This window comes from Vibrio sp. FE10 (assembly GCF_030297155.1).
Classification (GTDB): Bacteria; Pseudomonadota; Gammaproteobacteria; order Enterobacterales; family Vibrionaceae; genus Vibrio; species Vibrio apostichopi.
Window position 1 is genome coordinate 1,778,805 of sequence record NZ_AP028068.1, and the last position, 24,956, is coordinate 1,803,760.

Below are 24,956 nucleotides of genomic sequence, written 5' to 3' on the forward strand. Positions count from 1 at the left end.
GCCTTGCTTTCTACAATGCGGTTGGACTATTGAACTGGGATCAAGAGTCGTGGCATTTTGGAGAGAAAGGTGTCGCTTGGTTAAAAGAAACCAAAGACCATGGTTTCCGATGGGATGAAGTATCTAATCGCGTCAAGGGGCTAAGTAAAATGAAGATAACCAAAGAGTATCAAGACTTTATGCGTGCCTACCAAATGCATCTAGTCACTATTACCGATGGCTTACCCTCAGGCTCAAAACTGGATAAGCCATTACAGGTCATGAAACGGTGGTATTGGGAGATGGTTACTACAAAAGGTTTCACGCACCCGATGCATCTAACAGCCGATATTATTCATGCTGCAATGGACCGTCATAAGGAGGCCTCGAATAGCCCGGAAAATGTAAGTGACTATTGTGATGTTGCCGTAAGTATTATTACACAGCTTCGTCGGTACGACTTGTTCACTGTGAATATCGAAGTTGAGAATAAACACGAATATCGCAACTCATCTGTTGGTACAAAGGCAAAGAAAAAGGCTCAAGCGTTAAGCCCAGAAGACACTGACGACAAGAAGCTGATTTCAATCCGTGCTTTCATGGCTGTCATTGAATTGATAGCACTAGCTGAAAACGACTATCAGCGTATCTTTTATAACATGTTGCTTCTTTGCATCATCTGTGGCTTTCGCTTTCAAGAAATTATGACGATTAACATGGATTCATTAGTTAAAAGGGAAATCACAGATGAGAATAAACGTCAGCATGCCGTTGACCAAGGCTGGCCTACTTACAAGTTAGGTATCGAGTATCTGGGCGCAAAAAAAGCAGGTTGGCGAATTCATTGGCTAGCACCTACCTCTTATCCGGTCATTGAGATGATCTATAAACAGGTCGAAAAGTTAACCGAAGGCTACCGTAACACAATCAAAGGTTTCAGAGATTCTAATTTTACAAACTACTTACCTAGCAAGGTTGATGAGCTTCCTTATGACGAAATAGAGTGTCGTGAGCTTGATGGGATCATGTTTACTGGTACGGGTGGGACGCGGAATGTTCTGCATAAGTCAATTTGTGTCTCAATGGAAAAGTTTGCTGGTCATGAGCCTATTATTATCCCTGTTCATAAACAGTTGAAAAAATACTATTTCACGAAAGAGCAGTTGAATGACTACGTCTATCAACGCTATTCCAAAACCAAGAACTTCACGAATGGGCATCAGTGTGTATTGTCAGTAAAGGACAGCGGTGACTTTGTGCATTTTAACTATGAAGACTTGATGTTCATTATGCCAGAAGGTGCCTTTAGTATTATTAATAATTTTGTGTCATTACAGAGCATTGTGCCTTTAGACGAGCACTCTGTTGAGGCATGGTTAGGCGGCTCCACAAATAAACGCAAATCTATCTTCGATTACTTTAATTTGTTCGAGGATGATGGATCTCGTATCGTACTTAAAAAGCACGTACCGAGGCACAATATCAATACTTTCTTAGCGATCGCAGGCGTGACTGATCACATCCAAGCTATTTTGATGGGTCGTGTTGATATAACCCAGAATAAACATTATCAGCACCAAGTCGAATCACAGTCCTACCAGACAGCTTCATTGGCAGTGACCATGCTGGAGAAGGCTTACGACGAAAATAAAAAGGCACTTTCAAAGAATGACCAGCTACCCCTTTTTAATACCGAAGGTGAACCAACAACTCTTCCAAATCCTACTTTTCCAGCCGATCAAGAACCGCCTAAGTCAGAGGTTAGTCGCCGGATGTCAGCTCTCGCCAGATCTGCTAGATCAATAAAGAATACAGGTGTTGCTAACGTTAGAGCGTCAACCTCAATAGCGATAGACCCTAACCTGAGCACTGAGCATAATCTTAAGCAAAATATGCAGACCTTTGGTGAAACAACTGCTGAAGTAGCTGATTACTTGGAGGGTGCGATATCAGATAAGTTCCTCCCTGAGCTTAAAACTGCTCATGACAAACTAGTAGAACAAGGCTTGATTCAAAAAGCAAAAGGATTATTGGAGCGGCATGCAAAGCTTTATCCTCTTGGCTTTGGTGCTTGCACCCGTGACGTAGCGCGCTGGGGTTGCCCCCATGCAATGAAATGCCAGTCAGGATTGCCATGTGGGTACTTCTCTCTAACAGGTCGTTTGGGCGAAGCTGAGGAAGTATCTCGACGTCTGGTTATCAAGCAAGATGAGGTTATTACGATTCGTAAACTTGCTGAAGATGACTCTAACTTCAAGTTGGCACTTGAAGAGCAAGAAGAGGCACTTCTTGTACTTAAAGCTCTCGAAGAAGATGCTATTGAAACTCAAAGCACTAAGAAACTGGTCGATCTTATGTCGGATGACCCAAACAATCCACTAGCCCGAATCATGGTGCGAATTAACGAGCAAATGCTAATTGGTAAGACCCCAAGAACCCTTGCAGATCTGTTCTTTATCGAACAGAAACGCTTAGAGAGAGATTCAGTACAGAAGGAAGATAATAATGGCTAAGACGCCACGTAGTCGAAATGCAGATGACAAAGTGATTCAGGGAGCGGAGCTTACTGCTTACATCAAGGCTGAACTACAAGCCATGGTTCGTGAGGGGCTTGATAAATCTCCTATCCAACCAGCTACGCTTCATGCACGTTTGAAAACCAAAGGCATCATCAAAGGTGGAATTAGTACCCTGACCTCCCGCAGAGACATCATCAATGAATATAAACTTCGTCAGCATAATAATCACGAGGATGGCAAGCGAGAGTTAACTGCTGAAGAGAGAGCTATGTTAACGAATGGGCGAACTGGAGCCGCTTATATCAGTAAGGCTGACCGCCTTGATAGTGAGTTGAAAGACTACAAGGCAAGGTATGAACGGAACATCTTAGCTGTCACAGACATCATAGAATATGTTGACCTCCAGAGTCCTATCAACGTTGAGAGTTTACTTGCTGATGACCTAATTAGGGAATTGGCTGAACGCAAGAGGAACGGGAAATGACGAGAAGAATTGCCGCATAGACTTCATAACTGGACTAAGGCAAAAACGTGAATCTATTATCATTACACTTGACCACCATGGATGGATTAATAAGCAAACTTCATGTTGAGGTTACCCCTAGCTCTACTCCAAGCTTTGCATACTCAAACCTCTAGGGATTCTAATACAGCACTCTTACAAGGCTAAATCGGTAAGCTGAAGAAGTGATTACCGATTTACTGTAGTGTTTAGATATTTGTAGCGTGAACAACTCTTACAAAATACTCAAACAACCCAACTCTGAATAACCGAGTCGAAGTCGCTGAATTCTTATAAATGCGTCCTCTGGCATCTAATTCCATTACCGAGCAACTTTCCCAGTGCTTGGCATCTTTACTATAATCAAGACTTCCCAAGATTTTACCAGCCGTTTTCAGATCGTTTAATGTAGCCCCACCACTAACTAAGCGATGGATCGTTAGCCCTAGTGCTTGCCAAACTTGCGGAGACAAATGGTATCCTGATCGGTTATTAGCGAATGCTTCATTTAATTGTTGTAGCCATGATTTTAAAAAGACAGCAACCTTACTGACATAATCATCAGACAGGACAGAAGCAAGGCTTACTCCACTAGCTAACGTAACGTCTTTAGACATCTTACTGTACTCTTGAGTGCCAACACCTGCGGCAGCGCCAACGATCAATTTGAATAGAACATATTGCGTAGTGATATATTGCTCTGAAACCTTCACATGTTTCGAGTCAAAACTTACTCCGCCGTAAGATTCGATGCTGGCCTTTTCAATTAATTGATCAATCGAATCTTTTAAGGGAAAATCATTATCAAGCAGTAAGGTATTACCATCACTAAGGTGAGGAAGACTTAAAGCAGAATCAAATACTTGGCCTTTTTTGAATAACTCAATGACATGGTTAACATCTAAGCCATTCTCATCGTCAAACAAGATTCGGATTTCAACGTTCTCCATCGCTAAACGCTGCCTAAGTTCGCTCTTTTGATTCGCTTCTTTTACGCTCAGCCTTGAACTAAGCAAAAAGGTCTTACTCCCTAGAAGCTTGCAAACTGCCACTAAGCACAAAACATTGCCAACAATACATGTATCTGATGAGTTATAACTCAACGTGGACATTGAATGAGAAGCTTTCAGAATACTCGGCTTTCCCATAACCGCAAACGTTAGTGATAATGGTGCTCCTACCCTGCTTTCAATCACCACTTTTTCTAATTCAGCCTGAATGGTTTGAACCTTAGTTGCATTTTTTGAGTTAACCGCTGAATCCGCCACCCATTTAAGTTCAGGTAATAAGCTTTCCGTAGAAAAATACTCACTAACTTCAACCATTGGCAGAGTAGTAATGAGAGTTTTTTGAGTCCGATCTTTCATGGCAAGTAACATACCAGTAATTTTTTTATCTACAATTCTCAATGTTTTTCATCCACTTATCTGATAAACGGAGTCTAAAAGAAAAATTTAATTTGATCTGACGCGCATGTCGGATCAATAATTAACCCTAGATTACTTCATTTGTGGCAGTTAGTCATCATTTTGCCACAACACAACAATTCAAAGGGTTTGCTCATGACAGACAAGAAAACAGATACTTTCGATGAGATCTCTGATGAAGTATTGGAGAAATCCATCGTTGATGTTTTATTAGCGCAATACAGCAAAAACGAAACGGTAAGTACGAGTTATATTGCGAGTTCCAAAAGATTACTTGAAACCTCTTCAAGTATTTTGCCAAACGATAAGAAGGAAGAGATTTTTAAGTCGAAAGCTCGGTATTACTCCGGGATCAAAGAGATTGAGACAACCCTCAAGCACACCGTCATTTACGTTAGCTCTCACTTAGCGCGTGACATGCTGGAGTTATCTAGACGAGGAGCTATAAACCCAGAGCACAAGAACCGTAAGATAAGTAAGTTAAAAGTTCAGAAATACGCTGAGGCAATGAAAGAAGGGAAATGGTGCCTCACTGGTGAGCCAATCATCATGTCTGATGATGGAGAAATACTCAATGGACATCACCGCCTGAAAGCTTCAATTGAGTCAAACGTTGGGTTTATTGCTCCAATCACCTACGGAGTGACGGATGATGTATCGTTTGCCACTATTGATGTGGGCAACGTTCGTTCTAGATCTCAAGTATTGGAAATGGCAGGCGTGGATGTAAATGCCAATGTTCTTTCTCGTGTTGCCATGCTTGCAAAAGCTTTTGAACAAACCAATAATGAGTTTGCATTTCGTGGAACTCAAGGTACATCGTTTCAACCTTCAGAGATAATGACATATGTCGGGGAAAATAAAGAACTCGCATTGTCGGTCGAGTTTGTCACAGGCGTGGTTAAACGCTATAAGTTAGAAAGCCAAGTATCAGAAACTATTTATGCTTTTGCACACTACCTGATTAAGCAGAAGCTCAAAGATAGCGTATTCAATGAAACGCTCCCTATTTCACCTGAAACCTACCTAACACGGATTATCTCCTCTTTGGGGCTAGAGTCAGAAAGTGATATTGAGTATCAAGTGCGCAATTATTTACAATCACTTGTGCGTGAATCAACTTCTTACTCCTTGCTATGTAAGCTCTCTGCGATTTTCAAAGGTTGGAACATGCTTTTGGGTATACCTGTCGCTGGCAATAAGATCAGTATTCGTCGTGTCGCTCGTTTTAGAAAAGATGACGAAGGTAACAAAATCCCCATGCCTGCTGCTGGAAACATAAACGAACCTTTTACTGTTCCATGCATAACCAAAGGAAAGGTTCCGAAAGCAATTCAAAAGCAGGGTAATATAAAAATTATTCAACGATAACAATTGCATGGTAAAGATATGGACTTAATACTGACAAAGGAGCAAATAAAAACTCTTATACATCTGGTAAAAGTCGAAATGAGTGGGGTTTGTGGAGATAGAGGATACGAAGAACTGTCAGCACTAAAGAGCATCCTTGAGTCTCAGTTAGAGCAATCGTCATCCACAAAACGAACATGAAATTAGAATGAGTCTAACAGGTAGACCCTTGATTTCAGATAATAAGTGCGGCATTTATGGAGGGCAATACTACACATATTGCCCTTTACTCTACTTAAGCCGCATACCACCCATCAGCCAGCACTTCAGCTTGCTCTAGCACAAGCTTAATTGCTTCTTCTGCCGCATCAGGCGGGTATTTCCATCGACGCAGTAATCGACGTACAAGATTACGCATTCGAGCGCGGACACTATCTCTCTTTTGCCAATCTACAGTGGCTGACTTACGCAGTTGATGAGTCAATTCAATAGCAAGCTTACGTAAGTTGTCGTCACCAAGTTCTCTAACCGAGGATTCGTTGTCGACCAAGGCGCGATAGAAAGCTATTTCGTCGACAGAGAGGTTGAGCTTGTCTAGTAACTCTCCATCTTCTTGCATCTCTTTCGCCCACTGAATCAACTCTTCGATAACTTGAGCCGTTTCAATGCTGCGGTTATGATATTTTTGAAGCGTCGACATAATACGTTCAGAGTATTTCTTCTCCTGAACGACATCATTCTTCATGCGAGCTTTAACCTCATCACGAAGTAGCTTTTCTAACAGCTCTACAGCGAGATTCTTCTCCTTCATGTTCTTCACATCTTCCAAGAACTCTTCAGAAAGAAGCCCGATATTCGGCTTATCAAGACCAACCATAGTGAAAATGTCATCAACACCATCGGCTACCACAGCATTATTTAGAATTTGCTTTAACGCTGTATTGCGCTCTTCATCGGTGCGTTTCTTGTCTACCGTTGAGTGCTTGATAAAAGCTGTCTTTATCGCAGAGTAAAAAGCAATTTCATTCTTATACCCATGAGTTTCATCCATGGTGCTACACAGTGAATATGCTTTAGCCAAAGCAGCCATCACATCGAGGAATCGCCTCTTACCATCTCTGACTTGTTTGCCATTAGCATCAGTATGAGATAAACCCGACAAATGGTTTACTGCTCCCGGTAACAAACGCAATGCATCCGTTTCAAAGTCTGGACGGTAATTGAATACCTTTGTATCAACGGGTGTTGCGAACATACCTCGAATGATATCAACTTTTTCCATCAATACTGAAAACGCTTCTGCCGTATCGACGGTGGGTTGTCCTTTGCCTTGGCTGTTGGTATAGGTTTTCAATGCATTTTTAAGCTCATTTGCGATACCAATATAATCGACAACCAAACCACCGGGTTTATCTTTGAATACTCGGTTAACACGTGCAATCGCCTGCATCAGGTTATGCCCTTTCATTGGTTTGTCGATATACATGGTATGGCAACAAGGTGCATCGAATCCTGTTAGCCACATATCTCGAACGATAACGAGTTGAAGCTCATCTTCAGTATCTTTGTAACGCTTCTCGAATAGTTTTTTTGTTTTCTTATCATGGATGTGAGGCTGCATCTTTTCTTTGTCTGATGCAGAGCCAGTCATCACAATCTTGATTGCACCTTTATCGGTATCTGGGTGATGCCACTCTGGTTTAATTGCCACAATAGCATTGTAGAGGTCGACACAGATTTCTCGGCTCATCGAGACAATCATTGCCTTGCCGGGAAATGTCGATGTTCGAGTAGTGAAATGCTCAACCAGATCTTTTGCTACTTGTTCAATGCGAGGCTCTGCGCCTACCAACTTTTCTAGCGTTGCCCATTCTGATTTTACTTTTTCACGATCTGCCGTTTCTTCATCTTCACCGATTTCATCTTCAACTTTATCGTTAAGCTGCTCAATTTCATCTTGGTTAATATCAAGCTTAGCGAGGCGAGATTCGTAGTAGATAGGAACCGTAGCACCATCATCAACGGCATCTTGAATATCGTAGATAGAGACATATTCGCCAAAAACACCACGCGTGTCTTTGTCATCCATTGCGATAGGTGTTCCTGTAAAGCCGATGAATGAAGCATTAGGCAGTGCGTCACGCATGTATTTGGAATAACCATAAACGTACTTGTGACCTGTTACAGTGCCGTTTTTATCCTTCACTTCCACCATCTTTGACTTATTGCCATACTGGCTTCGGTGCGCTTCATCAGAAACAACAACGATATTACTTCGCTCAGACAGTCTAGGGTGCTCAGTCTCTTCATCTAACAAAGCGAACTTTTGAATCGTCGTGAATATGATGCCGCCAGATTGGCGATTGAAAAGCAGTTCACGTAATGCATCACGGTCATCTGCTTGCTGTGGGATCTGCTTTAATGTTTCTTGCGCCATCCCAAAGGTGTTGTAAAGCTGACCATCTAGGTCATTTCTATCGGTCACCACTACAATCGTCGGGTTATTCATTGAGGCTTGTTGTAACAGTTTACTCGCGTAGCAAACCATAGAGATACTTTTACCACTCCCTTGCGTATGCCAAACAACCCCAGCCTTACCACTGCCTTGCTTGATCTTTTCTAGTGCAGGGATAGTGCTCTCAAGGAAGTGACCAGAGGTGTTGGCGGCACGAACCGTCGCCTCAACAGCCGCTCTCACTGCGTGGAATTGGTGATAACCTGCAATTTTTTTGATGATTTTGTCGTTGTCGGTTTCGAATAGTACAAAGTAACGAATATAATCGAGGAGTAGATCTTGCTTGAAAAAACCTTTTACTATTGTTTCCAATTGCCAATCAAAAAGGCGTCTATCTGTTTCATTCTCGACGGTTTTCCACGGCAAATATCTTTCTTTATTCGCTGTTAATGAGCCAACCTTTGCAGTCACCCCATCGCTGATCACTAATGCCTCATTGAAAACAAACAGATCTGAGATTTCATCTTTGTAGGTTTGAAGCTGATTAAACGCATTCCAAATATCCGCATGTTCATCTGCTGGGTTTTTCAACTCAATAACAGAGATGGGCAAGCCGTTAATAAACACCACAACATCGGGTCGTCGATTGCCCTTGGTGCCTGTAATCGTAAACTGATTCACGATAAGGAATTCATTATTATTAGGCGTTGTAAAATCCATTAACTGAGCGTGAGTATGCTTTGTCTTCGATTCACCGTCTTCAACAACCGTGTATTCGACAGGCAACCCTTCAATCACAAACTTGTGGAAGGCGCGGTTGTTTTTAATAAGAATTGGCGTATCGGGGGAAGATACCGTGTTAACCACATCATTCAGTGCCTCTATCGGAAGCTCTGGATTGATGATTGCTAATTGATTTAATAGCCGTTGCTTCAAAACAACTTGATGGTAATCATCACGCTCTGGAGAATCTCCATCAGGTGTGATGTCATAGCCATTTTTATATAGATAACCTTGGTCGGTGAACCATCTAATACATTCTTGTTCCAACTGGTCTTCTGTGATCACATTATTCCCTCAAAGTCGAAAGTCTTTTTTATTATTCTCGTAGCACAACACTTAGAACGGCAGCCCAAATAACAAGCCAATTCCGAATCCAATCGGGCTAACTGGTATTGCCACATCCGCTATGAGTTCTGCTAAGCCCTCACTCGCAACATCACTTGTTATAGATTCACCTACGCTGTGAACCATTTCACCTGCTAATGTCTCTGACACCGTATCAGTCAATATTGCGTTATCGATTCCTGAATCGATAACCAATGTGCCATCAAAACTATCAGCAACTTCGCTCGAAACAATAATGGGGATGTCTGAGTTTTCAGCAAGGGTCTCGTTAATATAAGCAACGCTGTCGGTCGCTTTTAATTGCACTTCAGCCGCAATGTCACCATCACTCATCAATGCAATATCAGAAACGGGATGGTTAGTGGCTTCAAAGAGCATGGCATCCATACCCTGCCCGTTTAGTGCGGCCACAACCTCTTGTTCGAAAACAATGCCTTTGATGTTGCTGACATGTCCTGACATAGCATCAGGGGTAACATCAGCAAAGTAATCAAGGATCTCGTCGTTACTTGCAAGCTCTAGCTCGTTATAGCCACGACGGACTGCATCAAAAACGGAACTTTGAGCAATCATTGCTGACGGGTTCCTGCTAAGAAGTCAACAATTTGCCTAAAGCTAGTATCAAGCATTGGATAAATACGGTGCCCATTTACGTTACTCGCACTTCCATGAGTCGGAGCATTTAATTTCGCAATATCTTGGGCCGAATTACCCTTTTTAGTTTCAAATTCAGTATTAGCTCCAAGTCCAACCAGTTTCAGTACAGATTCGAGGTAGCCACTACTAGCTGCAACCATCAAAGGTGACCATCCACCCTCATTTCTCAAGTCAAGATTGGCACCTTTGCTATGGAGAAATTCTAATGTTGAGACTTGATTATAAGTTGCAGCCCGATAAGCAGCGGTTCTTCCAGACTTACACTGAATATTGACATCCACACCCTTATCTATCAGCAACGAAATGAGTCCTGTTTTGCCATTTTGAGCCAATAAAGCTAACGCTGGGTGTGAATCCTTATTTCTTGCGTTTGGATTCGCACCAGCCGCAACAAGCGCTTTGATCATTTCGTCATCACCTTTAGCAATGGCGATAATCAGCATCGTTTCTTTATCTTCGTTTTCAACATCAGGATTCACACCATCAGCTAGCAGCTTCTTCGCGATGTTGATATGCCCACTTTGATACGCTGACAACATGGCGGCTTCTGAATACTTCGCACTGAACACCGCTCCTTTAGCGAGTAATTTATCTACTATCTCTATGCGTTGTTTGAAGTAAGCGCCCGTTACCGCATTCCAACCATCGTTGTTACAAACATCAACGGCGGCACCGTACTTAAGCAGAAACTCAACCGCTTTGATTCGACCTTTCATTGATGCCCAAATCAATGGTGTCCAGCCCTTGTCGTTACGAATATTAACTTCAGCACCTTTTTCAACCATCAACTCAGCGATTTCAAAATATTCATTGTCTAAACAAAGCAACAATGCGCTACTTATTTGTTGTGGTCGATAGTTAGGATTTGCGCCTTTGTGTAACAGTGCTTTAGCAATATCCAAGAAACCTAGTTCGATTGCTAACCGAAGTGGGTTATGGCCTGCATGATTGATATCAAAACCGTCACTGTTCATGATGTTCTCGGTGATTGCCGAAAAACCATTTTTCAAAGCAAGCTCAAACGGCGTTGCTCCTAGCTCTTCAAAGACGGTGTTAACTAACTCTGGTTGTTGTTCAAGTACATCGTTCAATAACGCCAAATTACCAGACTCAATGGCTGTTAATAGTTGCTCAGTCATTCAGGTTAACCTCTGCGATGTCTAACTCGATTTCGCCGGAAAGCAATTTAGAAATAGTCATTTCTTCTTCCTATTTTTCTGAGCATCACTACGCTTTTTCTTAGTCAAAAAATCATCCCTTGTGGGTAGGTTTGAGGAAAGGGAATCGATAACGAAATTGGCATATTTCTCAAAGTGCACGACATCATCCTTGGGAATGTATTTTCCTGTATGTGCTATTTCGTTCCGTTGCTTCCAAAGAGACTTTTGACTGTTAAAGATTGCATTGTATGCATCTGCATCAAGACCTTTGATATGTTTCAAAGGCCCCCAACTAGCTCTAATGAATCCCAGTTTATCTGGCCAAGGCTCTTGAATCTTGTGGTGATATTTGTGCAATCGAAGAAGTACCTCGATATTACACCACAACAAAAACACGGCTAAGCTAGGCTCCTCGTCGAAAAGCCGAGTGGCCCTAGCTTGATAACGTTGCTCTTCCAGTAGTTTAAATGATACATAAGCTCGTTCGTGTAATCTGCTCCGTTTAGTCACTTAGAGGTAATTCTCCTGATAACAGCTTAGGAAGCAAAGTGTCACGTAACTGGACAAGTGTCTTATTTTCATCACCGTGGCGCTTAATCAACTTCATATTTGCAGCGACTAGTTCATCGAACTTCTCAAGAATGGCAAGCGGTGGAATAACAAAAGGCATGGTTTGAACAGTCTTGGCTTGTGCTCGTTGACGACCACTAGTCCCCGTCATACTTTGAATTGCAAACTTTCTGAACGGCTCAAATCTCGCCATAAAATAGCTGAAGTATTTGTAGCTGTCAGACTTCGAACGCATGACAATGTATTCAGTAGAACCCCAGCCAACTTGTTCATCTTCAAGAAAATCTATGTATGCACTTTTACCGTTTTCTAGACATGGTGTTATACGCGCAAGTAATGCATCACCATTTATAAATTTAGTGCCGCTACCCATTTCTCGATCATAGATGTCCAAAGCAAGGTGACCTGCTGTTGGCATGTTTTTCATATCTAGATATGGAGCTACTGTGCCTTTCTTGAGAGTGCGTTTAGGATTGAAGTCCATCAAGTCCGACAATTCTCCTGCTTCCCAACCCTCAGGTATCAAACCTAACTCAGACTCAACGAGCTTTTCTGGGAATAGCGAGGCAGTGTCAGCATCCATACCCTCAGGTTGCTCGCCATTCATCTTGGCTTTCACTGGCTCGAAATCAACAAACCATGACTTGAAGATGGCTTGTGCCATTTCTTCTAGAGTTTGGTTGATTTGATTGTTAACAGTAACTTTCTTAGTCAGAGCGTTTACTTGTCGAGAAATCACTTTTTGAATTGCGATTGGTGGAACGATAACAGGTAATTTTAGTTGACCCGTTATTCCAAGGTAAGCCCTAGTTGAACCAGAACCTGCCCATAACCCCAAAACATTCTGGAAGAAACGTGAATCAAAATATGATTTTAGATAAATATTACTTAGCTTGCTTTCATCCAACACCCGATAATAGGTAACTTGAGGGGTGAGCATAATATAGTCGTGATCATTGTCTTGAACTATTGCCGTTCGACCAATAGTAGCTTTATGAGATAACAAAACGTCACCGACTTTGGAAAAGCCTTTTCTCAAACCTGAAGCTTGTTCGTGAGTAATAAACTTACACGCAGTCAAGTCAACGCGACCACCAGATAGGTCAGATGCCATGACAAATGGAATGCCTGACTCAACATAATCTGAGGCTTTCGGGTGAGTTCCTCCGTGATTCCCATCCAATGGCTTAGCAATAACTTTATTCTTTACTAACTCATCAACTGTAAATGCTTCCCAACCTACTGGCAGTTCAAAAGGCAAATCAAAGCTCATAACCCAACCCCGCTAGGTTCTTCTTGATCTCAGCTTCTAGCGTTGCCGATTCTGCAAACTGCTCACTTAATTTGGAAGTCAGAGTTGCCATCTTCTCAGCAAAAGGAACGCCATCATCCTCTTCTTCCGCAGCACCAACGTAGCGCCCCGGAGTTAGAACAAAGTCATGCTTGGTGATTTCTTCAAGTGTTGCTGATTTGCAGAAGCCTGCTTGGTCTTCATAAGCAACGCCGTGAACTTCTTCACCTGTTTTCCAAGCATGAAATAGGTCGGCTACTTTCTTTATGTCATCAAAGCTGAAGTCACGTAATACACGGTCTTTCATGAAGCCAAGGTTACGCGCATCGATAAATAGCACCTCACCTTTACGGCCACGGAGCTTGCGACCTGCCTTATCAACGCGAGGGTTCTTGTTTTTAGTTAAGAACCAAATACACGCAGGGATCTGTGTGTTGGTAAACAGTTGACCGGGAAGTGCTACCATACATTCAATCAAGTCGTTCTCGATTAACGCCTGACGAATAGTGCCTTCGTTGTTGGTCGTTGAACTCATAGAACCATTTGCCAACAGAAGCGCCTGAGAGCCTTCAGGTGCTAGGTGATGAAGCATGTGCTGCATCCATGCGAAGTTCGCATTTCCTGATGGTGGTTGGCCGTATTTGAAGCGAGGATCGTTATCATCAACACCCGTATTCCACTCTTTCATATTAAATGGAGGGTTTGCCATGATGAAGTCAGCACGTAGGTCTGGATGTTGTACGTTAGTGTAGGTACTTGCAGGCTCTTTACCGAAGTCGTAATCAAGACCACGGATCGCCATGTTCATCGCTGCTAGCTGCCACGTTGTATGGTTGTACTCTTGACCGTAAATTGAGATCTTCTGTTTCTGAGTAAGGGCATCAACCTTCTTCTCGTTTGCATGACGCTCTATGAACTTCTCTGATTGAACAAAGAAACCACCAGAACCCATTGCAGGGTCGTACACACGACCTTCAAACGGTTCAATCATCTCAACGATCAACGTTACGATGGATGCTGGCGTATAGAACTGACCACCTTTTTTACCTTCAGCCAGTGCGAACTGACCAAGCATGTATTCGTATACATGACCTAGGATGTCTTTACTGTTTAGATCTGCATGAACAAACGGAATTGTCGCAATCAGGTTGATAAGCTCATTCAGCTTAGCTTGGTCAATCTTCAATGAAGAGTATGACTTGTTAAGCACACCTTTCAGTTTCGGGTTATCGCGTTCGATACCTTCAAGTGCGTTATCGATGAGGTGACCGACAGAAGTTATTTTCTTAGGCTTACCGTTGATATCTAGCTCAGCACCACCAATAACCAATGGGCCGTTATCTTGCAGGAACTGCCAACGAGATTCAGTAGGTAGCCAGAACACGTTTTTCTCTGTGTAGAAATCACGTTGTTCAAGCTCGATGGCAATCTCTTCTGCTAGTTCTTCTTCCGAATAATCAGCAGGATCTAAATAGTATTCGTGCTCAGGGTTAGCAATGTCGGCTTTGATCTCATCCTGACGCAGCTTAAACGCATCAGAGACGTATTTAACGAAGATTAGACCTAACACTGCATGTTTGTACTGCGCCGCGTCTAGCGTTGAGCGTAGCTTGTCTGCTGCGTTCCAAAGCTTGCCTTCAAGCTCTTTCAAATACTGTTGTTCTGTTTGATTCATTAGAAGTTTTCTTGTTATAGAAATATTCCGTTAATCATACCACTGGATGCAGCATTGTCTTTGATTTCTGCCTTACTTAAAGAGCATTTTTATGAAGTAAGGAGCACATTATGGAAGCTTGGAATAAAGGAAAGCGTGTAGGTCAGAAGAAAGCCTTCAAACTAGAAGACATTTGGCGCATCCGTATTCGACTTGAGTTGGAAGAGCGCTTGTTTGAGTTAGCACTGTTTAATCTTGCCATCGACTGTAAATTGAGGTCCTGTGATTTACGCAACTTGAAAGTTCAAGATGTCAGTCGTAGCGGCTGTGTGATGCCGAGAACCATCGTAAAACAGCAGAAGACCCAACAGGAAGTGCACTTCGAGATCACGCCCAAGACTCAGCAAACCTTATCGCAATGGATAATCCAAAACTCGTTGTTACCAACAGACTATCTATTTCCGAGTCCACGCCGTGATGGACAACCTATCTCATACCATTACTACACCACCATGGTTAATCGATGGGTTACTGATATCGGGATGGATAAAACGCAATACGGCACGCATTCACTGCGCAGAACAAAGGCTTCTTTGATCTATGCTAAAACGAAGAATCTTAGGGCTATTCAATTACTTCTTGGTCATGCTAAGTTAGAAAGCACGATTGAATACCTTGGTGTCGAGATTGAAGATGCGTTAAGGATTTCAGAGAGTTGCGAGACTTGAAAAGCTTTGAGTTTGTCATAGCAAAATTAAAATAAGGAAATACAGTGGACGCAAACGCCTTGACGGTGCTAGCTATATTAGTCGCTGGGTATACACTGCTCGCCGAAGAAAAGCGAATTGACTTGAAACTTAGGTTTTCATGGGCGGATAAATCCGTAGTTGGATTTCTTGTCAGCGCTTTACTCTATGTGATTTACCTACCTGTGTTGAGTGCTCTTGACTTAGCTTTACCGTTCAAATGGCTATGGGGTTTTAACGAGAAGATAACAGCCTTTACGGCTATCGTTGCGACCTTACTTTACCTAGCTTTAAAGCTAGGAGGAAAACATCTGCCTAAATCAAAAACTTCTGACTGGCAAAAAGCATCAAGTCACTTACTCAGAAATCAGAAGTTCGAACAGTTGGCATTTTTACTAGACAAATATCATCATCAATTCTTACTATCTTTTCAGGATCGTTGGTTCGACCGAGTTCGAGCTAGATTAATGGTACCTTATCGTCCTTCAATTCAGGAGCTAATTGATTGGGAATTAGGCGAAGAATCTGATGGTAGTTCAATGAGTAGTCGCATCAAAACAGCTCTTGTTACTCTTATGAAGCCTTTTGCGTTCGCACTATCGTATTGCTTACCCGATCACAGCAAATACAAAGAAGGTGTATCCGCAAGTATCTCCGACATATTTAAGTCCCACCTTTTTGTAAGGCATTTAGCTCGAACACAGCCATTGCTTTGTGCGAAATTTACAAGAGTTCGTTTTAGTTCTGATGACGAATTTACTACGTTGTTCTTAAAAGAACTGATTGCCAACATATCAAGCCCTCTCTACCGAGAGCTTCAAGATAATCAAAATAGCTCTTATACAGGCGAGTATTACATTGATGACTCTAACCCCCTGTTAAGCTTCTACTTCAAAGATATCGAAATCGCTTCTCAAGTTAGTGTCTGGAAACCCATTGGCGATTACACCAAAGAGTTTATTAAAAATCAAAAAGGCGAAGATAATTACTATAACAAACCGTTCTCATACACCTATCACGAAGAAGAGAAATGGGCATGTCCTATCTTCGTAAGTATTCACTTTTTCACCGTAATGACATCAAGAGCTATTCACATGGGACACCAAGATCATATGTGGCTGATGTACATAGAAAGATATGTAGATGAAATACTTAAGAACTATATGCCTAACACTGATGTAGACAAAGACCGTGAGTTCCCAACCCGATTCGATTACCTCATTTATCAATCGTTAGATGCATTAAGGGGCTGGGTTGGCGCAGCCACATATAATGCTGAAGAAAATAACAAGGTGCAACTTGACGTCAGTAATGTACCCATCAAATGGGCAGCATCTACGCTTGGTAGTACATTTTATAGCTTAATTAAATCGAACAAACTTACCGATAGCCAATATGTGTATTATCTCGAAATGATCGTGAAATTGATGAAAGATTTGGACAATTCTAATAATAAAGCCCTGAGCAAGCATATTATTGATAATGCTACCAAAGAATATGAGCTATCTTCGCCAGATGGAGGGGTAGTTGCAGCTCTGATTCAACACTACTCTCGAATTGATCATGTTCTCAAGTCCAAAGAATCAACTTTTGAAAAAGTGGTTTCAGGAGCCATCGGTAAACCTTTACGCTAACCATGTCATTTTCCAACGGAACTATTCATAGCGGTGTAAAACAGTCAACAGACAGACCTAACCTAAACATGTGGGAAGTGATAAGAACAATACAAAAAACAATATTGGTGAGTAATATGAAAAAGAATAAAAAACTAGAGCACTACATCGACCAACTTGTTGGTGCTCGTGAACTAGAAATGGCTTTGTTTCCCGAAAAGTTTAAAGAAGCAGGTATCGATTCAAATACATTCCGAAAATTCTACGAAACCACAGTGATCTCTTTCGAAAGTAAGGAACTGGCTAAACACCATAACCTGTTTATTAACTATTGCGCTAAAGTTATGGATACTAGGCTTTATAAAGGGCACTCTTCTGCTCACAATTGCCATGAATCATGTGAAACAGTTATGCGAGCTATTCATGCAGAAGATAACCTCCAGCTTCGTAACTTTCTGTTAGAATTAAAACCACAAGTAACGGTAGGGGATGTGTTAGTTGAAGGGCAGCCTCAGTATAATGTTACAAAAAGATCGATCAAAGAAATAGTTGCAGAAGGTTTCAATCCCAATAAGTATCTAAATGTTCACGTTTGGATAACATTGCTTGACGGTACGATTTTTGACCCAACAATAGCTGCGACTTTAGTAGCAAAAAAAATGCTACCTCCTCAAGAAATCAATCAAATGCATATTCAACCTTTTGGTATGGACAATAATGTAAATATTACCTATAGACCGCTGCTTATTGATGATGAGTTCTATTCCAGAGTTGACCGTGATAGGAGTTTTTAGCTGTATGTAGGCACCTAGATCAACCTTGGGATAACAATCTAAGGCTATATAATACTAAATTGCTTTTGTCCCAAAGCGAGTCTAGATTCCAGACGATTTAACACTAGCTTGGGTATCAAATGAACTAGCTTCTACTCCAACACCATATTATGGGCATGATTTACATTACAAACCAACGTTACGCTGTGTGCTATTGACTCCCTCAAAGAGTTTAATTGTAAGGGCTTTGTTATTACTCCATTGGCACCAGCATCAACGAACGCTATCGCTGTTTCTTTGGTAACATCAGCGGTACAACCAAGAATAGCCCCTTGAAAATCATGCTCATTTCGTATTATTTTTGTCGCTTCTATGCCTCCCATTTGTGGCATTTGATGATCCATCAAGATTACGTCAAAAGAACATTGGTGCACCCTTTCAACAGCTTCTATACCGTTAGATACAATAGAAGTAGTAAGCCCTAGCTTTTCACACAAGCGTTTAGCAACAAGTTGATTAATCCGGTTATCCTCAACGATAAGAACTGACTTACCGGAAAAGTCTTCTTCGTTTGCGAGCTTTCTTTTATCTTGGAAGGTAGTTCCTCTTGGGCTTATAACTCTTGCTACAAAGCAACTTCCTGAACCTAACTCACTTGTGACTGTTATATCCCCACCCATTGATGTACATAATTTTTTAACTATGGATAAACCTAACCCTGTACCTCCAAATTCGTGCATCGTTCTAACATCGGCTTGTTCGAACGCATTAAATATACCGTTTAAACGATGTGAAGGTATACCAATTCCAGTATCAGAGACTTGAATAAAAAGCTCATTTTCTTCATTGTCATATTTTAAGACAACCTTAACCTGCCCATCAGAGGTAAACTTTATGGCATTCCCCACTAAATTGTAAATAATTTGACGTATACGAGCTTTATCTCCGACTAAGACAAGATCTTCAGGCAAACTACTGGTGTCGAATATAAGCTGAAGGTTTTTGTCAGAAGACTGCGGATAAAAAGAGTTTTTTATTGGCATCAATAGCTTGTTTAGTTCGAATTCTTCCTTAACAAAAACTAGATTCCCTTGCTCTAGATTTGAAAAATCAAGAATTTCGTTTATGACTACCATTAGGTGTTCACCTGACTCTAACAGCGTATCTAAGTGCGTCTGAATAGTTGAATCTTTATTGTCAGATATGAGTAACTGCGTCATTCCTATAACACCATTCATTGGGGTTCTTATCTCATGACTCATTGTTGCTAAAAAAATAGACTTAGCTAAATTGGCTTCCTCTGCCTTATTTACTGCCCCCTGTAATGCTAACTTGGTTTTTTTCAATTCTATAATGTAGTGGTTGAGGTAAAGGAACACGACAGAGAAGACTAAAATAATCAATAGTATCAAGGTATAAACGGTTGCTTCGCTGGTTAAGAATATGTTGTCCATCAAACGTTCGTGAACATGTTCCGCTGCTTCATCCATCTCTTCTGAAAAAACTTGTCTCTCTAATTTACTTAATAAAGATTCTGATACAGTTTGTTGTTTTGCTTTAAGTATTTTCTCAAGTAATACCAATTGTCTATCCGCAGTTTTTACGTACTCATCAACTACAGAAGGGAGTGAATTGCCTAACCAAAGCATTTGAGGAAATCTAACGTTAATGTCATTACTGGCTTCCTTTAAAGTGTTTAACTCGTAGGTTAGTTCTTGCACTTCAGAAAGTAGTTTGTTTATCTTTTGGTCAGCGTCTTCTGGCTGAGTTAAATGAATATAGCTCCTCATATGGACAAGGCTTGCTGAATGGGCAACGTGTGAGCTTTCAATGGCCTCTAGAAGAGAATTTTGAGTTTTAAATGAAAAGAAAAAACTGAGAGTTATGCCCAATGCTAGTGCAATTAAAGCTTCCACAAGATTGAACATTTGTGAGTGTTCATTATTCACTTGAGTCCTCCAAATGGAATTCATGGATAACAGGTATAGAGCTTTCTCTTTCAATATAATCAAAAAAGCAAGCAACCATAAATAGCCAAACAATTAATGCTATCCATACAAATACGCTTGTTTTATTCACCTTCCGACACCTCTCTTTCTCCATATGCATGAAGTTTAGAAGAGCATAACCTCAATAGCCATTCAATTTATGTGACTAAACTCAACGGAAAGAAAATGGTATGGTTGTGATACGCTTAAACTTGTTGGAGTAAGGCGCTTCTGTCCCAAATACTTAAGAAAAACAAACCAATGGCATACTCAATAATTGAACATAAACATCGCTTTTCTGCATGGGCAGCTTCCAGAGCATCAAGCGTTAATGGCGTAAGGTTTACGGTTGAGCAAGGCAAACAACTTATCGAGTCTATAGGTCTAGATAGCTTTGTTGATTCTCCAGATAAACTACCAGCTAGAGAAGACATCAATAAACAGCACCGATTATGGCGTGAACAGCTTATTGCTGAAGCGAGTAAAATAGGGTTGGTCTTTACACATGGCATCGCAGCCAAATTAATCAACATGTACTTAAAATCGGCTTTGGTTTGCGGGGGATATGATTCGCACGCAAAAGTCGCCAAATTGCACCCTCCTATAGATGCAGTGTTGTTGAAAGCTTTACGCCAAAATAATATCGGAGGGCTGAAGTCTCGCTGGAAAGAAGCTGAACTTGCAAGATGGTCTAAATTTTCCTCAGATCAATATGAACAAGTAATTCAATCGGTCAAAGAAGTAATGGGCAGCCGCGCACTATGGGAAATTGAAGAGTTTTGGCAAGGCTACCAGTGATCAAAGTAAGGCGCCTTTGTCCCAAACCGATTTTGGTGACATAAGAGGCAGCCCTATACGACTAGGTCACGCTTCACCAGCAAAGGTGTTCGGTCGTGTATGAGTCAGTATATCTTTGTATCCACTGGTGTCCACGCGGGGACATCAGTCTATTTTAATATCACCTTGCTTGACTCGAACACAAAATGAATTCCAGTCATGAGCATAAACATAAATTGGGTGTGGCACTGACTGTCCTCGTATAAATTCATCAAAAACCCGCTCCCATTTGGGTGGCAACTCAGACGGGTCTACCAGTGGGAATGCAACTCCAACCATTCGAAATTCTTCTAAATTAGGCAACTCCATAACTCAACTCCTGATTCAATCGATTACTGTTGAAACGTTATAGTCGAGTCGAGCCTTAATTGCACGTAGTACCCGTCATCCAGATATGTACCTGCAACATAGTTATTATGTATGTCGTGCCACGTTCCAAACTCTTCACTATCGGCCAACCATGTTATGATACCAGCAAGATTTTGTCCCGAACTCGTTTAAAAATTTATATCCGGTTGCAACTGTGGAGAACAAGTGCGAAACCAAGAAACGCAACAATAATTTCGACATAAGCGTAAGTAACCTTTCTAAATTACGGCATCCTGAACAACCAAAGGTATGGAAGGTTGATTAACTTTTAGCGTTATTGGTAAAGATCAATAATTAGATCACAGCAAATATGGTATAAATCCCCCCTAGTTCCATTGAATCCATACTACTTAATGAAGTGTACTTTTAATTTTTCCTTGATAGCTCTTATAACGAGCGCTTCCATATCTACAGTGACTTTTGCTAAAAAGCATGATGAGACAGTTGAGCTTTGTGCAGAGTTTGAATCTATTGCGCGACAAGCAATGACGCTAAGGCAGAATGATTTACCGATGTCTGAAGCTATGCAAATTCTTGGGGGGAAAGAGCCCGGAGCCTTAATGGTAAAGGAGGCATATAATTCGCCCTATTATAACTCTCAGTCACTAAAGGAAGGTCAAATCAGAGATTTTAGCAACGCTGTTTTCAGTTCTTGTTATGAGGCCGTTACGGATGCATAGGAAGTAAATGTTAGAAATCTTATTGTTTGTAGGGCTTTGTCTGACTTTTGGTGTTTTTCGTGTATTAGGGTGTTTATTTTCTTTGGGTGCAGCGGTCGTCGTAGCGATTATTTTGCTCATAATAATGGGAAGTTGATATTAAAAATGAATTGTTACATCTATGTATTGATTATCACTATAAACTCTTGGTAAGTGTATGAAATTAAATAATATCAGTCGGGAGTTATCCGATTTAGCAACACTTGAAATTGATGCTTACTTGAAGCGCGGAGAGCTAATAGAAGCAGCAAAAATCCACTTTGACACGACTGCGTCTTGGTTAGCTTGGTCAAAGTCACACCTTGGGATTTCTAAAGCTACACATTACCAGCACATTCAGTTACACAAGGCGTTTACAAACGGTACTTTCGGTAAAGAAATGAAAAAGGTCCCACTGATGGTTCTCAATCGATTAATGTCAAATGAAAACCTTCGAAATGAAGCTCGTCTCGATATGGCAAAAGGCATAAAAATCGATAGTAATTGGATAAAAACAAAGCGCTAGTGAACTTGTATCTAATACTGAGCCTAATTAGACACTTAAACATGGTAAATCGCACATAAAAGCACCGTGTTTTACATGATGTGTCACAAACAAGACTACACTGAACGTTAAACTAACCCCCATAAGCTAAGGATGGCTTAAATCGCGCAATGAACCATGATAAAACTACCACCATTCTTACCCATCACCTCATTGAATACACCCCGGCAAAATTTGTTTAGTGTTATTGCACTAAGGCACTTTTGAGCTAATTACCACAAAACGTTTTGGACCGATTCAGGTGATTAATTCCGTAACAAAGAAATGGTGGTGTATCTAGCAATCCAAAACGCATCAAAAAATGGACGATGCCTTTCAGGAACTAGCGACAAGCCTGAAACGCTATATTCATATATGGTTTTAGGCAACCGAGAAGGATTGATTCTTAATTACTACGTTTCTCGGATAACTATGGATTTAGCAAAGTATTTAAACCCGAGTTCAACTACCAACAAACGACTTACCTGAATGCATACTAGCAAGAAGAAGGTTCATGAACCTAGAAAGTGAAGTAGATGGAAATTTGAACGAAAAACTGTTGGTTCATGAAGTAAATAGAGGTTCATGAGTTAGAACAGTTTTGGGTGGGAAATGAAAACTATGAATAACAAAGGTTTAACGATGGTTCTGGTGTATATTTGTTCATGAACATCATTGAAACCCAGAATTGTTAAATTGGTTTTGGTGTTTATAAGGCAGGTATCTTTGTGTGATGCCCTGCCTTTATTCGGTGTCGATATTCTCTGATTTATACTGTGTATTTAACCATATTGGCTATTTACCATAAAATACCTAATATCCAGTGATAATAATCTTCGATTTTAACCCTGGTATTAGTTAGAGATTAACCGCCAGCGAATTTAACTTTGTAGCCTTTCTTTTCAAGGTGCGCTTTGATCTTGTCACGCGCGTCGCCTTGAATCTCGATGTTGCCATCTTTAACCGAGCCGCCACAGCCGCACACTTTTTTAAGTTCTGCCGCCATTAGTTTTAATGGAGCGTCATCTAGGTCTAAGCCAGTTACGACAGAAACGCCTTTGCCTTTACGGCCTTTGGTTTCTTTTTGGATTCGAACAATACCATCGCCCTTAGGACGTTGGACTTTCTCTTCTTCAGGTGTGATACGACCTGTTTCTGTTGAATATACTAGGCTCATAATTTACTTCTTTTGTTGCTCTGCTTTTTGTTTTGCGAGTAAGTAAGCTTCTATATGACGCTGGATTGCAATTTTGCCGCCTTTAATTAGGCGACCGTTAAACATGCAATACCACGCATTAGGCTCACCGGTGTCATTCTTGATTTGGTAGCCGTTGAAGTTTTCAGTCGAGCCACCAGTTCCTCTCGACTTATTTAAGGCAGTGAATTCTTTAGGATCAATAATCGATGCGGTTTCAATCCACCAATCAATACTCTTCTTTACGGCAGCTAAATTGCCCTGAATAACATTATTTTTTAACTTCGCACGCCAAACCGTGTTAGTAGCATCCGTCGATTGCAGATGGACGCTTCGATAAATTGAATTAGCCATATCTATTGATCATCTTTTTGTTTTCACTGCATTAATCATAAGTATACTTTTAATGATATCAAGCATAATATGGCAAAAACACCTGTTAAGGTACGGTAATTTGAGAAAAAAAGTCCCTATTTTATCTGACTCTGTGATAATTAATTCATTTGTCGAAAAATTGAACAGCAATGCGTCAATTGAAATTATAGATGAGTTAACAGGATACCAATATTCTCGCAATTCACTGTTGGGCATCTACAGTGATTGGAATCGCTACCACGCGTTCTGTACTAAAAAACGCATTAACACTCTTCCTGCCTCTGTAACGGCAATTCGTCGTTTCTTAGAGACTGAATCCAACGACAGAAAATACGCATCGCTAAAACGTTACACTGCAACGCTTAGTTTATTGCACACTGTGTTCGGCTTCGCTAACCCTATCAAGCATCGACAAGTTCGCTTTACCCTACTCCACTTACAAGCTCAAATGGCCGGTGATGCTAAGCAAACCAATGCAATGACGTCTGCGCACCTGACCGAATTGAACACGCTGCTTTCACATGACAAAGCTAACTTAAGAGAGATTCGTGATATCGCTATTTATAATGTGATGTTCGAGTGTGCTTTAAAGCGTTCGGAACTTAAGTCGTTATCGACCAGTGATGTTGAGAGTACCGACAGTAATTATCAAATAACGATTAAAGATTCTGTGTATCAGCTTTCACAAGTCGCGAGTGTTGCACTCGAGCGTTGGCTTGCATTTACTGGAACACAAGATGATTTACCTGTGTTTCGCGCGATAGATAAGCATGAAAACATCGGGCTTCAAACTTTGGATGATTCTTCTATCTATCGAATCTTGCGCAGAGCGAGTGACTTACTACAGCTAGCAGAAAATCATCACTTTTCCGGCAATTCCATTCGTGTTGGCGCTGCTCAAGAGTTGTCGAAACAAGGTCTTAAGGTGAGAGAGATTCAGGACTTTGGTCGTTGGCTCAGCCCGGCTATGCCAGCTCAATACGTTGGCAATGTTGATAATGCAGAGCGTGAAAAAATGAAGTTTAAGGCGATTCTTCCCTGGCAGTAACTACAAGTTTTTTAAATACCTGTTTTTAGAAAATAGGGCTTAAAAACAGCTAGGTAAAAAACAATAATGCCTTGGCAG

The 24,956-nt window shown here is 41.1% G+C and carries 18 protein-coding genes; 9 read left to right on the forward strand and 9 right to left on the reverse strand.

The features are described 5' to 3' along the window. Positions 1–29: 29 nt before the first annotated feature. Positions 30–2,492 carry a hypothetical protein gene (locus QUF19_RS24770; RefSeq protein ID WP_286300687.1) on the forward strand — a complete coding sequence of 821 codons (2,463 nt, stop codon included), beginning with the start codon at positions 30–32 and terminating at the stop codon, positions 2,490–2,492. Next, positions 2,485–2,982, forward strand: coding sequence for a hypothetical protein (locus QUF19_RS24775; protein ID WP_286300689.1), 498 nt, complete (start codon positions 2,485–2,487; stop codon positions 2,980–2,982). The genes QUF19_RS24770 and QUF19_RS24775 overlap by 8 nt, the downstream gene beginning before the upstream one ends. A gap of 227 nt (positions 2,983–3,209) precedes the next feature. On the opposite strand, the gene QUF19_RS24780 is transcribed toward QUF19_RS24775, so the two are convergent. Then, positions 3,210–4,331: a hypothetical protein gene (locus QUF19_RS24780; protein ID WP_286303305.1), complete on the reverse strand. Its 1,122-nt coding sequence runs from the start codon at positions 4,329–4,331 to the stop codon at positions 3,210–3,212. Between the two features lie 231 nt (positions 4,332–4,562). On the opposite strand from QUF19_RS24780, the gene QUF19_RS24785 reads away from it, so the two are divergent. Beyond that, the gene (locus QUF19_RS24785; protein ID WP_286300691.1) at positions 4,563–5,798 is read left to right on the forward strand and encodes a chromosome partitioning protein ParB; all 1,236 of its coding nucleotides are present in this window, start codon (positions 4,563–4,565) and stop codon (positions 5,796–5,798) included. A gap of 274 nt (positions 5,799–6,072) precedes the next feature. Here the strand turns inward: QUF19_RS24785 and QUF19_RS24790 are convergent, their stop codons facing one another. The 5 genes from QUF19_RS24790 to QUF19_RS24810 all read right to left on the reverse strand — a co-directional run bounded on the left by QUF19_RS24790 (position 6,073) and on the right by QUF19_RS24810 (position 14,713). Then, positions 6,073–9,300 (reverse strand): type I restriction endonuclease subunit R, encoded by a 3,228-nt coding sequence (locus QUF19_RS24790; protein WP_286300693.1) that lies wholly within the window; start codon positions 9,298–9,300, stop codon positions 6,073–6,075. Positions 9,301–9,351: 51 nt separating this feature from the next. Next, positions 9,352–9,933, reverse strand: coding sequence for a hypothetical protein (locus QUF19_RS24795; RefSeq protein WP_286300695.1), 582 nt, complete (start codon positions 9,931–9,933; stop codon positions 9,352–9,354). Beyond that, a complete protein-coding gene (locus QUF19_RS24800; protein WP_286300696.1) occupies positions 9,930–11,156 on the reverse strand; it encodes an ankyrin repeat domain-containing protein in 1,227 nt (408 codons plus the stop codon). Before QUF19_RS24800 ends, QUF19_RS24795 begins: the two co-directional genes overlap by 4 nt. A 523-nt stretch (positions 11,157–11,679) precedes the next feature. Next, a complete protein-coding gene (locus QUF19_RS24805; protein WP_286300698.1) occupies positions 11,680–13,020 on the reverse strand; it encodes a restriction endonuclease subunit S in 1,341 nt (446 codons plus the stop codon). After that, complete coding sequence (locus QUF19_RS24810) at positions 13,010–14,713, reverse strand: type I restriction-modification system subunit M (protein WP_286300700.1); 1,704 nt, start codon at positions 14,711–14,713, stop codon at positions 13,010–13,012. Before QUF19_RS24810 ends, QUF19_RS24805 begins: the two co-directional genes overlap by 11 nt. 110 nt (positions 14,714–14,823) lie before the next feature. Here QUF19_RS24810 and QUF19_RS24815 point away from each other — a divergent pair, with 110 nt between their 5' ends. The 3 genes from QUF19_RS24815 (at position 14,824) to QUF19_RS24825 (ending at position 17,845) form a co-directional block, all read left to right on the forward strand. Next, positions 14,824–15,420, forward strand: coding sequence for a tyrosine-type recombinase/integrase (locus tag QUF19_RS24815; RefSeq protein ID WP_286300702.1), 597 nt, complete (start codon positions 14,824–14,826; stop codon positions 15,418–15,420). 44 nt (positions 15,421–15,464) lie between these two features. After that, entirely contained in the window at positions 15,465–17,072 is a 1,608-nt protein-coding gene (locus QUF19_RS24820) for a hypothetical protein (protein WP_286300704.1), read from the forward strand. Between the two features lie 116 nt (positions 17,073–17,188). Beyond that, positions 17,189–17,845: a hypothetical protein gene (locus QUF19_RS24825; RefSeq protein WP_286300705.1), complete on the forward strand. Its 657-nt coding sequence runs from the start codon at positions 17,189–17,191 to the stop codon at positions 17,843–17,845. Between the two features lie 131 nt (positions 17,846–17,976). Here QUF19_RS24825 and QUF19_RS24830 read toward each other — a convergent pair whose 3' ends face one another. Continuing rightward, positions 17,977–19,752, reverse strand: a complete 1,776-nt coding sequence (locus QUF19_RS24830; RefSeq protein WP_286303306.1) for an ATP-binding protein — start codon at positions 19,750–19,752, stop codon at positions 17,977–17,979. Positions 19,753–20,073: 321 nt separating this feature from the next. Between QUF19_RS24830 and QUF19_RS24835 the strand changes: the two genes are divergently transcribed. Continuing rightward, the gene (locus tag QUF19_RS24835; protein WP_016790881.1) at positions 20,074–20,610 is read left to right on the forward strand and encodes a hypothetical protein; all 537 of its coding nucleotides are present in this window, start codon (positions 20,074–20,076) and stop codon (positions 20,608–20,610) included. Between the two features lie 1,284 nt (positions 20,611–21,894). After that, entirely contained in the window at positions 21,895–22,242 is a 348-nt protein-coding gene (locus QUF19_RS24840; protein ID WP_286300710.1) for a hypothetical protein, read from the forward strand. Between the two features lie 883 nt (positions 22,243–23,125). On the opposite strand, the gene yciH is transcribed toward QUF19_RS24840, so the two are convergent. Both yciH and QUF19_RS24850 read right to left on the reverse strand, forming a co-directional pair. Next, entirely contained in the window at positions 23,126–23,437 is a 312-nt protein-coding gene (gene yciH / locus QUF19_RS24845; protein ID WP_102436931.1) for a stress response translation initiation inhibitor YciH, read from the reverse strand. Between the two features lie 3 nt (positions 23,438–23,440). After that, positions 23,441–23,809, reverse strand: coding sequence for a DUF3319 domain-containing protein (locus tag QUF19_RS24850; protein ID WP_017108028.1), 369 nt, complete (start codon positions 23,807–23,809; stop codon positions 23,441–23,443). Positions 23,810–23,909: 100 nt separating this feature from the next. On the opposite strand from QUF19_RS24850, the gene QUF19_RS24855 reads away from it, so the two are divergent. Continuing rightward, positions 23,910–24,878, forward strand: coding sequence for a tyrosine-type recombinase/integrase (locus tag QUF19_RS24855; RefSeq protein ID WP_286300714.1), 969 nt, complete (start codon positions 23,910–23,912; stop codon positions 24,876–24,878). The last annotated feature ends 78 nt before the right edge of the window (positions 24,879–24,956 follow it).

Bases quoted from the DNA above. Each gene is read 5' to 3' on its own strand.
- QUF19_RS24775 (WP_286300689.1), top strand. From the start codon at position 2,485: ATGGCTAAGACGCCACGTAGTCGAAATGCAGATGACAAAGTGATTCAG.
- QUF19_RS24785 (WP_286300691.1), top strand. From the start codon at position 4,563: ATGACAGACAAGAAAACAGATACTTTCGATGAGATCTCTGATGAAGTA.
- QUF19_RS24795 (WP_286300695.1), bottom strand. From the start codon at position 9,933: ATGATTGCTCAAAGTTCCGTTTTTGATGCAGTCCGTCGTGGCTATAAC.
- QUF19_RS24800 (WP_286300696.1), bottom strand. From the start codon at position 11,156: ATGACTGAGCAACTATTAACAGCCATTGAGTCTGGTAATTTGGCGTTA.
- QUF19_RS24805 (WP_286300698.1), bottom strand. From the start codon at position 13,020: ATGAGCTTTGATTTGCCTTTTGAACTGCCAGTAGGTTGGGAAGCATTT.
- QUF19_RS24810 (WP_286300700.1), bottom strand. From the start codon at position 14,713: ATGAATCAAACAGAACAACAGTATTTGAAAGAGCTTGAAGGCAAGCTT.
- QUF19_RS24815 (WP_286300702.1), top strand. From the start codon at position 14,824: ATGGAAGCTTGGAATAAAGGAAAGCGTGTAGGTCAGAAGAAAGCCTTC.
- QUF19_RS24825 (WP_286300705.1), top strand. From the start codon at position 17,189: ATGAAAAAGAATAAAAAACTAGAGCACTACATCGACCAACTTGTTGGT.
- QUF19_RS24830 (WP_286303306.1), bottom strand. From the start codon at position 19,752: ATGTTCAATCTTGTGGAAGCTTTAATTGCACTAGCATTGGGCATAACT.
- QUF19_RS24835 (WP_016790881.1), top strand. From the start codon at position 20,074: ATGGCATACTCAATAATTGAACATAAACATCGCTTTTCTGCATGGGCA.
- QUF19_RS24840 (WP_286300710.1), top strand. From the start codon at position 21,895: ATGAAATTAAATAATATCAGTCGGGAGTTATCCGATTTAGCAACACTT.
- yciH (WP_102436931.1), bottom strand. From the start codon at position 23,437: ATGAGCCTAGTATATTCAACAGAAACAGGTCGTATCACACCTGAAGAA.
- QUF19_RS24850 (WP_017108028.1), bottom strand. From the start codon at position 23,809: ATGGCTAATTCAATTTATCGAAGCGTCCATCTGCAATCGACGGATGCT.